Source organism: Type-A symbiont of Plautia stali (assembly GCF_059731155.1).
Genome location: NZ_AP035891.1, coordinates 113,201 through 125,245 on the forward strand (window position 1 = coordinate 113,201; position 12,045 = coordinate 125,245).

Genomic DNA, 12,045 nt, shown 5'->3' on the forward strand with positions numbered 1-12,045 from the left:
GCAAATCGCCTGAGAATAAGGATTAGCGAAAAATCAGCACGCTGCAAAGGTGCCCTGAGATGGGACTCGCAAACGTTTGCCTGCGCTGGTAGAATTGCCGCGCTTAATTTTTGCCACCAACCGCAATCGCGTGGGGATTCCGCAGTGACCGACAAAACCTCTCTCAGCTACAAAGACGCCGGTGTTGATATTGATGCTGGTAACGATCTGGTTGACCGTATTAAAGGCGTAGTAAAGAAAACCCGCCGCCCGGAAGTTATGGGTGGACTGGGTGGCTTTGGCGCGCTGTGTGCGCTGCCGCAGAAATACCGCGAGCCTGTGCTGGTCTCCGGAACTGATGGCGTCGGCACCAAGCTGCGTCTGGCGATGGATCTCAAACGCCACGACAGCATCGGCATCGATCTGGTGGCAATGTGCGTGAACGATCTGGTGGTACAGGGCGCTGAGCCGCTGTTCTTCCTCGACTATTACGCCACCGGCAAGCTGGATGTGGATACCGCCTCAGCGGTGATCACCGGTATCGCTGAAGGCTGTCTGCAGTCGGGCTGTGCGCTGGTCGGCGGTGAAACCGCTGAGATGCCGGGCATGTATCACGGCGAAGATTACGACGTGGCCGGTTTCTGCGTCGGCGTGGTGGAAAAATCCGAGATCATCGACGGCAGCAAAGTGGAGGATGGCGACGTGCTGATCGCGCTGGGCTCCAGCTGTCCGCACTCTAACGGCTACTCGCTGGTGCGTAAAATTCTTGAAGTCAGCCAGACCGATCCCACCACCAAACAGCTGGAAGGCAAACCGCTGGCCGATCACCTGCTGGCGCCGACCCGCATCTACGTGAAAAATATCCTTAGCCTGATTGAGCAGGTGGACGTGCATGCCATTGCTCACCTGACCGGCGGCGGCTTCTGGGAAAACATTAAGCGCGTACTGCCGGATAACACCCAGGCGGTGATTGACGAAAAAAGCTGGCAGTGGCCGGCGGTATTCAGCTGGCTGCAGCAGGCCGGTAATGTCAGCCGTCACGAAATGTACCGCACCTTTAACTGCGGCGTGGGCATGGTGATTGCGCTGAGTCCGGCCGACGCCGACAAAGCGGTACAGCTGATGACCGCAGCTGGCGAGCAGGCGTGGAAAATTGGCGTGATTAACGCGTCAGATGCCGAAGAGCGTGTGGTTATTAACCCATGAAGAAACTGGTTGTACTGATCTCCGGCAACGGCAGCAATCTTCAGTCCATCCTCGACGCCTGCGAGAGCGGGCGTATCAACGGCAGCGTGGCTGCCGTTTTCAGTAATAAAGCCTCGGCCTATGGTCTGACGCGTGCGCAGCAGGCCAGCGTGCCTGCTCACGCGCTGTCCGCGCAGGATTTCACCGATCGCGACGCCTTTGACCGCCAGCTGATGCAGCAGATCGACGCTTATGCGCCGGATCTGGTGGTGCTGGCCGGTTATATGCGCATTCTGAGTCCGGCGTTTGTCGCGCACTATCACGACCGTCTGCTGAATATTCATCCGTCGCTGCTGCCGAAATATCCCGGTTTGCATACGCATCGCCAGGCGCTGGCGAATGGGGACGCGGAACACGGTACGTCGGTGCATTTTGTGACTGACGAGCTGGACGGTGGACCGATCATTCTGCAGGCGCGCGTGCCGGTATTTGCCGACGATGACGAAGCTGAGATCAGCGCCCGCGTGCAGCATCAGGAGCACGCGATTTATCCGCTGGTGATCAACTGGTTTGTTGAAGGACGATTGCAGATGCGTGCGGGAAAAGCGTGGTTAGATGGCGAACCGCTGCCGCCGGAAGGTTATGCGCACGATTGATTGACCAGGTGCGCATGAATGCGCACCCTACGGGGCATCTCCCTGGATCGCCATTCACGGCGACCACGTGAACAACGCCCCTCTCTACCCAAACCGGCCGGTAATATAATCCTCGGTGCGCCGCGCCTGCGGTGCGGTGAAAATCCGGTCGGTTTCATCAAACTCCACCAGCTGCCCGTTATGCATAAACGCGGTGTAATCGGATACGCGCGCCGCCTGCTGCATGTTGTGCGTCACCAGCACCAGCGTGAAATGCTGCTTCAGCGTGATCATCAACTCTTCAATGACCAGCGTCGAGATCGGTCCAGCGCCGAAGTGGGTTCATCCAGCAGCAGCACTTCCGGCTCGATGGCGATGGCGCGCGCAATCACCAGACGCTGCTGCTGACCGCTCGACAGCGTTAGCGCATTCTGCCCCAGCTGATCTTTCACTTCGCCCTACAGCGCCGCCGCCCGCAGCGCGCGCTCGCAGGCCTCATTCAGCACGCGACGATCGCGCACGCCCTGCAAACGCAGACCGTAAACCACATTCTCATAGATCGACTTGGGGAACGGATTGGGGCGCTGGAACACCATGCCGATGCGCCGCCGCAGCGCCGGCAGATCCTGGTTCGCCTGCATTACCGCGTGGCGGTCGAGCAGAATCTCGCCCTCCATGCGGCAGCCATCAATCACGTCGTTCATACGATTAAAGCAGCGCAGCAGCGTCGATTTACCGCAGCCGGAGGGACCAATCAGCGCCGTGATGCGATGCTTCGGGATCTGCAAATCAATGTTATTCAGCGCCTGGCGTTCGCCGTACCACAGCGACAGCTGATTAACGGTGAGCGCAATAGCGTAATCGGGCGTCATGTGTAAACCTTATTAGTGCGTCATAAGCCGGTAGCGCTCGCGCAGCCGATGGCGCAGCACCATCGCCAGCAGGTTAAGCGACAGAATAATCGCCACCAGCAGCAGCGCAGTGGCATAAACCAAGGGTCGATCGGCGTCAATGTTCGGGCTCTGGAAGGCCAGATCGTAAATCTGAAAACCGAGATGCATAAATTTGCGGTCAAGATGCAGGTAAGGAAACACCGCATCGACCGGCAGCTCTGGCACCATTTTGCCCACGCCCACCAGTATCAGCGGTGCGGTTTCGCCGGCGGCGCGCGCCACCGCCAGACTCAGGCCGGTGAGCATTGCCGGCACCGCCAGCGGCAGCACCACGCGCCACAGGGTTTCTGCCTGCGTCGCGCCCAGCGCCAGCGAGCCCTGCCCCAGCGCCACCGGCACGCTAAACAGCGCATCTTCCGCTAGGGTAAAGATCAGCGGCACCAGCGCAAAGCCCATCGCCAGCGCCGCCACCAGCAGATTACACTGCTCATAGTGCGCTAGCTGTTCGCCCATCTGCGGCCACCACAGTGTCGGCAGCCACAGCGTCAGTAACGTCACCAGTAACAGCAGCGGCATCAGCAGCAGCACTTCAAAACCGGGCCGCCGCCAGCGCGCCGGCAAACGCGGACTGAGCACGCCGCACACCAGCAGCGTGGCGGCCAGCACCAGCGGCAGCAGCATCACGCCGGGCAGTGCGCGGCTGATGTGTGCGGCGCCAGCCACACGCCAGTGCTCAGGCCAATCACCACGCTCGGCAGCGCGCCCATCATTTCAATGCCCGGCTTGACCCAGCGGCGCAGGCTCGGCGACATAAACCATGCGGTATACATCGCCGCCGCCAGCGCCAGCGGCGTGGCAAACAGCAGCGCCAGCGACGCCGCTTTCAGCGTGCCGATCACCAGCGGCATCAGGCTGAATTTGGCCTGATAGCTGTCGCCGGCGGCCGTGGACTGCCATACCCAGTCCGGCTGCGGATAGTTTTCATACCAGATTTTCTGCCACAGATTGCGCCAGCTGAAATCGGGCCACGGATTATCCAGCGCAAACTGCTGCCACTGTCCGGCACGCTCCACGATCAGGCTATCGCCGCGCGGAGACAACGCCAGCGCGCTGATGCCCGCGGCCAGCTGACGCGTGACAATCGGGCCCGTCTGCTTGCTGGCGAACAGGCGCACCACGCCCTGCGCGTCAAAACTGGCAAAAACGCGCCGCTGCGCCTCGGGCACGATGCCGAGCGCACCCGCGCTGTGCGTGAAGGTGTGAATCTGCTGCAGCCGTGGCCCGTGGTCACCGGTGATGGCAAAGCATTGCTGAATGCCACGCGGATCCTGAATCAGTAAGCTGCGCCCGCCCGCCAGCAGTTGCAGGCTGCGCGGTTGCTGAGTCAGCGTCTGGGTTTCCCGCAGCTGCGCGCCCTGCGACGTAAACTGCCACACCCGCAACAGCCGTCCGGCACTGGTGTACAGCAGCGTGCCGTCCGGCGACAACCGCATCAGGTCCGCCTGCTCACCGGGCAATACAATCTGGTCGACGCTTTTCTGGCCGGAAAAGGTCAGCAGGCTGATACCGGCCGGCGTTTGTGCGGCGATGCGCCACTGATGATCGCCCAGCACCGCCAGCGCCATCTGGCTGACCGCGCCCTGCGGCAGATGCAGTGGCCAATCGCCCAGCGGGAAATACCATTCACCGTGCTGGCCGTGGATGAGCGGTTGCATCAGCAACAGATCGCCCTGCATATTGAGCAATACGCTGCTGCCGTTGCTGCTGGTCACTGCCGCCTGCGGCTGGCCGTTCAGCGCCAGCGCCGGGGCTTTGTCCCACAGCTGCTGACTGAGCGTCGGCTGCATGCCCGGCGCGCTGAACAGCGGCATCACCACCCAGATCAGCCAGAAGAACAGCAGTAGCATCAGCAGTAAAATTCCCACACCGCAGGCCGTGACGATGCGGCGCACGAACTGATCGATGGCGCGTCGACGACGGTCACTAAAGTGGACAGGAATACGATTTATGCTCATGCAGGCCAGAGTTACCCTTGAAGTTATGCCGCTATGTTGCCCGTAGCTGATTGATAAGACAACTGTTGAGGTTGGACAAGGCTGCCATACTCTCGCCATAATGGTGGAGGACACTGAGCGGAACCGCAATTTTGCGTTTATTCCGCCGGACATTCCGTCCAGCAACAGCATCACGGAGTCAAAATGGGTCAGGAAAAGCTGTATATAGAAAAAGAACTAAGCTGGTTAACCTTTAACGAACGCGTGCTGCAGGAAGCCGCTGATAAAAGCAATCCGCTCATTGAGCGCATGCGTTTTCTCGGCATCTATTCCAACAATCTGGAAGAGTTTTACAAAGTGCGCTTTGCCGATCTCAAGCGCCGCATTCTGATTGGCGAAGAACAGGGGACGCCCACAACCCTGCGTCATTTGCTGAAAAAGATTCAGCTGCGGGTACAGAAATCGGATCAGGAGTTCGATGCGCTGTATAACGACCTGCTGCTGGAGATGGCGCGCAACCAGATTTTCCTGATTAACGAGCGCCAGCTGTCACCCAATCAGCAGGAGTGGCTGCGCTACTACTTTAAGTATCAGCTGCGCCAGCACGTCACGCCAATTCTGATCAACCACGACACCGACCTGATTGAGTTCCTGAAAGACGACTACACCTATCTGGCGGTTGAGATTATCCGCGGCGAAGAAATCCGTTACGCCCTGCTGGAGATCCCGTCCGATAAAGTGCCGCGCTTTGTGAATCTGCCGGCAGAATCGCCGCGCCGTCGCAAGCCAATGATTCTGCTGGATAACATTCTGCGCTACTGCCTTGATGAGATTTTTAAAGGCTTCTTTGATTACGACGCGCTGAACGCCTACTCAATGAAAATGACGCGCGACGCCGAGTACGACTTGGTCACGGAGATGGAATCCAGCCTGCTGGAGCTGATGTCCTCCAGCCTGAAACAGCGCCTGACCGCCGAGCCGGTGCGCTTTGTCTATCAGCGCGATATGCCCGATGCGATGGTGGAAATGCTGCGCCATAAGCTGTCGATCTCCAGCTACGACTCGATTGTGCCGGGCGGCCGTTATCATAACTTCAAAGATTTCATCGGTTTCCCGAACGTGGGCAAAGCCAACCGGGAAAATCGCCCGCTGCCGCAGATTCGTCATATCGGTTTTGATGGCTTCCGCAACGGCTTTGACGCCATCCGCAACTGCGATGTGCTGCTTTACTATCCGTACCACACCTTTGAGCACGTGCTGGAGCTGCTGCGTCAGGCGTCGTTCGACCCGACCGTGCTGGCCATCAAGATCAACATTTACCGCGTGGCCAAGAATTCGCGCATTATGGATGCGATGATCCACGCCGCCTACAACGGTAAAAAGGTCACGGTGGTGGTCGAGCTGCAGGCGCGCTTTGATGAAGAAGCCAACATTCGCTGGGCGAAGCGGCTGACCGAAGCGGGCGTGCACGTGATCTTCTCGGCGCCCGGCCTGAAGATTCACGCCAAGCTGTTCCTGATCTCCCGCCGCGAGGGTGAGGAAGTAGTGCGTTACGCCCACATCGGTACCGGCAACTTCAACGAAAAAACCGCGCGTATTTACACCGACTATTCGCTGCTGACCGCCGATGCGCGCATCACCAACGAAGTCCGCCGCGTATTTAACTTTATCGAAAACCCGTATCGCCCGGTGACGTTCGAACACCTGATGGTGTCGCCGCAAAACTCGCGCGCCATGCTGTATCAGCTGATTGATAACGAGATTGCCAACGCGCAGCAGGGCAATCCTTCCGGCATTACGCTAAAAATCAACAACCTGGTGGACAATGGTCTGGTGGATCGGCTGTATGCCGCCTCATCGGCTGGCGTGAAGATCAACCTGCTGGTGCGCGGTATGTGCTCGCTGATCCCCGATTTGCCGGGCATCAGTGAAAATATTCGCATCACCAGTATCGTTGACCGCTACCTCGAGCACGACCGCGTCTATATTTTTGAAAGCGGCGGCGATAAAAAAGTATTCCTGTCGTCGGCGGACTGGATGACGCGCAACATCGATTATCGTATCGAAGTGGCGGTGTCTGTGCTCGATCCGCGCCTGAAACAGCGCATACTGGATATCATTGCCATTCTGTTAAGTGATACGGTAAAAGCCCGCATCGTAGACAAAGAATTGAGTAACCGTTATGTTCCGCGCGGCAATCGCAAGAAGATGCGCTCGCAGCTGGCGATTTACGATTACATCAAGAAACTGGAACAACCCGAATAACGCCTATGCCAATCTCCCATAAAAGTACGCCGAAACCGCAGGAATTTGCCGCCATCGATCTCGGCTCGAACAGCTTCCACATGGTGATTGCCCGTGTGGTTGATGGCGCCATGCAGGTGCTGGGACGCCTGAAACAGCGCGTGCACCTCGCCGACGGGCTGGATGCGCAAAATCGCCTGAGTGAAGAGGCGATGGAGCGCGGACTAAGCTGCCTGGCGCTGTTTGCCGAGCGCCTGCAGGGGTTCAGTGCCGCCAACGTCACCATCGTCGGTACGCACACGCTGCGCATCGCGTCCAACGCGGAAGAGTTTCTGCAGCGCGCCGCGGAGGTCATCCCTTATCCGATTGAGGTGATTTCCGGCAATGAAGAGGCGCGCCTGATCTTTATGGGCGTTGAGCACACGCAGTCGGAGAAAGGCCGCAAGCTGGTGATTGATATCGGCGGCGGTTCGACCGAGCTGGTGATCGGCGAAGATTTTGAGCCGCAGCTGGTGGAGAGTCGCCGCATGGGCTGCGTCAGCTTCGCCAACCTCTACTTCCCGAAAGGCGAGATTAGCCAAGAGAATTTCCGCCGCGCCCGGCTGGCCGCCGCGCAAAAGCTGGAAACGCTGGCGTGGCAGTACCGTCTGCAGGGCTGGCAATATGCGCTGGGCGCGTCCGGCAGTATCAAAGCGACCTGTGAAGTGCTGCTGGCTATGGGCGAGAAAGAGAAGCGCGTGACGCCGGAAAACCTCGACATGCTGGTGAGCGAAGTGCTGAAGCATAAATCCTTTGCTGCCCTGAGCCTGCCGGGGCTGTCGGATGAGCGCAAGGCAGTGTTTGTGCCTGGGCTGGCGATTCTGTGTGGCGTGTTTGACGCGCTGGCCATTCGCGAGCTGCGCCTGTCGGATGGCGCACTGCGTGAAGGCGTGCTGTATGAGATGGAGGGCCGCTTCCGTCATCAGGATATCCGCAGCCGTACCGCGCAGAGCCTGGCGAATCATTACGCCATCGACAGCTACCAGGCGCGCCGCGTGCTGGAAACCACCGAACAGCTGTACAGCCAGTGGCTGGAGCAGAACCCGAAGCTGGCCAATCCCCAGCTGACGGCGCTGATGAAGTGCGCAGCGCTGCTACATGAAGTCGGGCTGACCATCAACCACAGCGGTATGCAGCGCCATTCGGCCTACATTCTGCAGAACTCCAATATGCCGGGCTTTAATCAGGATCAACAGATGCTGCTGGCCACGCTGGTACGCTTCCACCGTAAAGCGGTGAGGCAGGATGAGATGCCGCGTTTCACCTTGTTTAAAAAGAAACAGTTCCTGCCGATGATCTTCCTGCTGCGGCTCGGCACCCTGCTGAACAATCAGCGTCAGGCCACCACGCGCCCCGACACGCTGAAGCTGAGCACCGACGATGGTCACTGGACGCTGACTTTCCCGGCCGGTTTCCTCAGCCAGAACACGCTGGTTCAGCTGGATCTGGAGCGGGAGCAGGCTTACTGGAATGACGTCACCGGCTGGAAACTGATGCTGGAAGAGGAGTAACGCGGGCTTTAGGTCCGCAATAGCACTATGACAACACGCCCCGATAACTATTTTGCGGAGAAATACGGTCTGACGCCGCCCCACTCCGAAGTGCTGGCCGCGCTGCCAAAACTGGAAGTGGGTAAAGTGCTGGACCTCGGCTGCGGCCAGGGCCGTAACAGCCTGCTGTTTAATCAGCACGGTTTTGCTGTTACCGCCTGGGACAACAACCCGCAGAGCCTGGAACGCCTTAACAGCATCATCGCGGAAGAGCAGCTGCAGCAGATACATACCGAACAGTGCGACCTAAATCAGGTGCGTTTCAACGGTGATTATCAGTTTGTGTTTTCCACCGTGGTGATGATGTTCCTGCAGCCGGCGACCATTCCGCAGCTGATCGCCGATATGCAGGCCAGCACGCGCAAGTTCGGTTACAACCTGATTGTGGCGGCGATGAGCACCGACGATTATCCCAACACGCAAAATTTCCCGTTTACCTTTAAATCGGGCGAGCTGAGCCATTATTACCGTAACTGGCACATCGTGAAGTACAACGAAGAGGTCGGTGAACTGCATCGCCGCGATGAACACGGCCAGCGCATTAAGTATCGCTTCGCTACCCTGCTGGCGCAGAAAGCCAGCTACTGATGTCTGGCATCATGATGGTTCGGTCGCCATAAATGGCGCCCCTACAGAGTCGATGACGCATGCTTCGCCCGGCGGCTGATATCGATCAAGGCAACCTTAACCTTTCCTGCTCATTTTTCACGCAGCAGTTGACCTCCCGGTCGGGTTGTGACTAAATGTTGCCACCGCCCAGCCGGGCTTTGACAGGAACCACCCCGCGTGAATAGCGCCATCTCTGCACGAAGACGTCCCAAAACCGGTACCATGACCCGCATCGTTTTGCTGATCAGTTTCTTTATTTTGGTTGGCCGTCTGATTTTCATTATTCCCGGTGCCATCGAGCATCATCAGCAAAAGAAAGCCGCACCTGAACCGGTCACACTGAGCACCAGCGAGACGCGCTAAGGAATTTGCGGGTCATCGTCGCTCTGCCATCACATTGTCCGCCGCGGCAATACTGCTTGTTACGCCCACTTTACCCGCAACGCGCTACACTTTGACCTGACTTTACAGACACAAAGGACGCGTTATATCTGCTTTGCACGCACAACAACTATCAGAAACCCGCCAGCGAATTCTGCACCTTCTGCTCAGCGAGCACAATTTAGTCGATGTGCTGCTGGATAATCCGTCGACCTCAACGCCGCCGAACTGCGCAAAATTACTGGCTGGCGTCAGCAGCTGGAGCATGAACTGCCGCAGCTGCACGCGGCCGACCTGGCGGACATTCGCGAAGCGCTGCCGGAAGAGGAGCGTCTGGCGCTGTGGCGCCTGGTGCCGTATGAGCAGCGCGGTCGCGTGCTGGTGGAGGCCTCCGAAACCGTGTGGGCCAGCCTGACGGAAGAGATGACCGACCGCGAAATCCTGCGCGCCCGACTGCTGGACGTGATTGAGCTGGATCGCGATCGCGTCGGCCAGGTGATGGACTTCAATATCCTGACCGTGCGCTCAGACGTGACGCTGGCGACGGTGCAACGCTTTCTGCGCAAGCGCAAAAGCATGCCGGACGGCACCGATAAAATCTTCATCACCGACGAACACAATTAGCTGCTGGGTGAACTGGCGCTGACCGATATCCTGCTCAACAAGCCTAAAACGCTGGTGGCTGAGGTGATGAACGCGCGCCCCACCACTTTCCTGCTGGATGACAAAGCGGAAGAAGCCGCCAGCGCCTTCGAACGCTATAACCTGATTTCTGCTGCGGTGACCGATGCCAAAGGCAAGCTGATTGGCCGTATCACCGTGGAAGATGTGATTGACCTGGTGAACGAAGAGAACCAAAGCAACATCCGTAAGATGGGCGGCATCAGCCAGGGTAGACGTGTTTGCACCGGTGCGCAAAGCAGTAAGAAAGCGCTGGACCTGGCTGGCCGTCAACCTGTGCACGGCGTTTACCGCCTCGCGCGTCATTGGCCTGTCTGAGGACACCATTTCGCAGCTGGTGGCGCTTGGCCACGCTGATGCCGATTGTCGCCGGCATTGGCGGTAACACCGGCAATCAGACTATTACCATGATCGTGCGCGCGCTGGCGCTGCATCAGGTTGAACCCGGCAACTTTTCGTTTCTGATTGTGCGCGAACTGGGCGTGGCGCTGCTTAACGGCCTGTTCTGGGGCGGCATCATGGGCGGCGTGACCTGGCTGATGTACGACAACCTGCAACTGGGTGGCGTGATGATGCTGGCGATGGTGCTGAATCTGCTGCTGGCGGCGCTGATGGGTGTGCTGATTCCGCTCATCATGACCAAACTCAAACGCGACCCGGCGGTCGGCTCCAGCGTGCTGATCACCGCCATCACCGATACCGGCGGCTTCTTTATCTTCCTCGGTCTGGCCACGCTGTTTCTGCTGCACGGCCACTAAAGCGCAGCTACAATCAGCGTTGATCCCTAATCAACTGGAGAGCAGTGATGTTTAACGTGGATGATTTTGTGCAGGCGAAAACCGGTGGTCCAAAAATGCAGGTGCTGCGCGTTGCGGGCGATACGCTGTGGTGTGCCCGCGTTGACGATCCGATCAAAAAAGAGATCGAGGTGAAGGCCGACAGCGTCAATCTCTATCATGAAGACGGGGATTTCGGCGTGTGTTAACGGCTGCGAGCCCGCGCCGCCCGCGAACAGATGCTGTCGCGGCACGGCGCCGTCTCAGGGCTTATCCTTCTGTAAATTATCCTGCCCCACCCCGCCGATAAACGGCAGCCGCAGGCGCAGCGGCGTGAAATCCAGCCCCAGATTCAGTCCCAGCAGATTCACCTCCACGCCCTCTTCTGCTCCCAGCGTGACGCCCAGCACGCCGAGCAGCGACAGCTGCACGCCGCGCCCGGATGGCGGCAGGTCAAGCGGATGCAGCAGCGAACGGAAATCCTTACCGATGGCATTGGCGGGCAAATCGAGCTTCAGCGCCGGCACTTCACGGCCAATGTGAGCGAGGAAAGTGTTGCTGTTGGGGCCCGGCCACGCATGATAGGTGTTGGGCCACGGATAGGATTGAATCGCCGCTTCAATCTGCGGGATCATCGCCTGCGCAGCCGCACCGCGATGTGACACCAGCAAACGCGGACGCGCACCGTACCAGTAGCCGTCCGGCAGATTGCTGTTGCGGCGCACTTTATCGCCGCTGCCCCAGCTGATCACCTCATAACGGTTGTAGCGGGTTTCTCCGGCGCGCTTAAAGATAATCCACGGATGCACGGCCACCGCACCTTTCCAGCCGTAGGTCGGCGCGGCATACACCTGCACAATCGCCTCACTGGCAAAGCGCTGCGGATCCGGTGCCAGCCCGGCCGAATCACGGCGCGCCGTCGCCCAGCCGCCGCGTTCGGTGGTGAACTCACCGCTGCGCGTCGCCTGCGCCAGGCTGGCCGCCAGCGACAGTAACAACACACAGAGAAAAGAGAGTAAAACAGCTTTAACAGTCAACATGCATGGACATCCCGGTGGTGAAAAAACGCTCCCGCCATG

The 12,045-nt window shown here is 58.8% G+C and carries 8 protein-coding genes and 3 pseudogenes; 8 read left to right on the top strand and 3 right to left on the bottom strand.

Annotation, left to right across the window (positions count from 1 at the left end; translation table 11 throughout):
• Positions 1-144: 144 nt before the first annotated feature.
• Both purM and purN read left to right on the top strand, forming a co-directional pair.
• Complete coding sequence (gene purM, locus AC6I8M_RS00665; protein ID WP_010617601.1) at positions 145-1,185, top strand: phosphoribosylformylglycinamidine cyclo-ligase; 1,041 nt, start codon at positions 145-147, stop codon at positions 1,183-1,185.
• Entirely contained in the window at positions 1,182-1,820 is a 639-nt protein-coding gene (gene purN, locus AC6I8M_RS00670; RefSeq protein ID WP_010617602.1) for a phosphoribosylglycinamide formyltransferase, read from the top strand. Before purM ends, purN begins: the two co-directional genes overlap by 4 nt.
• A gap of 84 nt (positions 1,821-1,904) precedes the next feature.
• On the opposite strand, the pseudogene pstB reads toward purN, so the two are convergent.
• Together pstB and AC6I8M_RS00680 are read right to left on the bottom strand one after the other, a co-directional pair.
• A pseudogene (gene pstB / locus AC6I8M_RS00675) lies at positions 1,905-2,671 on the bottom strand (phosphate ABC transporter ATP-binding protein PstB).
• Between the two features lie 12 nt (positions 2,672-2,683).
• Positions 2,684-4,707: pseudogene (locus AC6I8M_RS00680) on the bottom strand (ABC transporter permease subunit).
• Positions 4,708-4,890: 183 nt separating this feature from the next.
• On the opposite strand from AC6I8M_RS00680, the gene ppk1 reads away from it, so the two are divergent.
• The 6 genes and pseudogenes from ppk1 (at position 4,891) to AC6I8M_RS00710 (ending at position 11,175) form a co-directional block, all read left to right on the top strand.
• On the top strand, positions 4,891-6,951 hold the full coding sequence (gene ppk1, locus AC6I8M_RS00685; protein WP_010617605.1) for a polyphosphate kinase 1: 2,061 nt from the start codon (positions 4,891-4,893) through the stop codon (positions 6,949-6,951).
• Between the two features lie 5 nt (positions 6,952-6,956).
• Complete coding sequence (gene ppx, locus AC6I8M_RS00690; RefSeq protein WP_010617606.1) at positions 6,957-8,480, top strand: exopolyphosphatase; 1,524 nt, start codon at positions 6,957-6,959, stop codon at positions 8,478-8,480.
• A gap of 27 nt (positions 8,481-8,507) precedes the next feature.
• Positions 8,508-9,107 (top strand): tellurite resistance methyltransferase TehB, encoded by a 600-nt coding sequence (gene tehB, locus AC6I8M_RS00695; protein ID WP_010617607.1) that lies wholly within the window; start codon positions 8,508-8,510, stop codon positions 9,105-9,107.
• 198 nt (positions 9,108-9,305) lie between these two features.
• Positions 9,306-9,491, top strand: coding sequence for a YfgG family protein (locus AC6I8M_RS00700; RefSeq protein ID WP_022548292.1), 186 nt, complete (start codon positions 9,306-9,308; stop codon positions 9,489-9,491).
• Between the two features lie 124 nt (positions 9,492-9,615).
• Positions 9,616-10,948, top strand: a pseudogene (locus tag AC6I8M_RS00705) (magnesium transporter).
• A 47-nt stretch (positions 10,949-10,995) separates the two neighbouring features.
• Positions 10,996-11,175, top strand: a complete 180-nt coding sequence (locus AC6I8M_RS00710) for a GDFGVC terminal motif YodC-like protein (RefSeq protein ID WP_010617609.1) — start codon at positions 10,996-10,998, stop codon at positions 11,173-11,175.
• Positions 11,176-11,229: 54 nt separating this feature from the next.
• On the opposite strand, the gene AC6I8M_RS00715 is transcribed toward AC6I8M_RS00710, so the two are convergent.
• Positions 11,230-12,006, bottom strand: coding sequence for a DUF3750 domain-containing protein (locus AC6I8M_RS00715; protein WP_022548296.1), 777 nt, complete (start codon positions 12,004-12,006; stop codon positions 11,230-11,232).
• Positions 12,007-12,045: the final 39 nt, after the last annotated feature.

Excerpts from the sequence above, each read along its gene's own strand:
- purN (WP_010617602.1), top strand. The coding sequence starts at position 1,182 with ATGAAGAAACTGGTTGTACTGATCTCCGGCAACGGCAGCAATCTTCAG.
- ppk1 (WP_010617605.1), top strand. The coding sequence starts at position 4,891 with ATGGGTCAGGAAAAGCTGTATATAGAAAAAGAACTAAGCTGGTTAACC.
- ppx (WP_010617606.1), top strand. The coding sequence starts at position 6,957 with ATGCCAATCTCCCATAAAAGTACGCCGAAACCGCAGGAATTTGCCGCC.
- tehB (WP_010617607.1), top strand. The coding sequence starts at position 8,508 with ATGACAACACGCCCCGATAACTATTTTGCGGAGAAATACGGTCTGACG.
- AC6I8M_RS00710 (WP_010617609.1), top strand. The coding sequence starts at position 10,996 with ATGTTTAACGTGGATGATTTTGTGCAGGCGAAAACCGGTGGTCCAAAA.
- AC6I8M_RS00715 (WP_022548296.1), bottom strand. The coding sequence starts at position 12,006 with ATGTTGACTGTTAAAGCTGTTTTACTCTCTTTTCTCTGTGTGTTGTTA.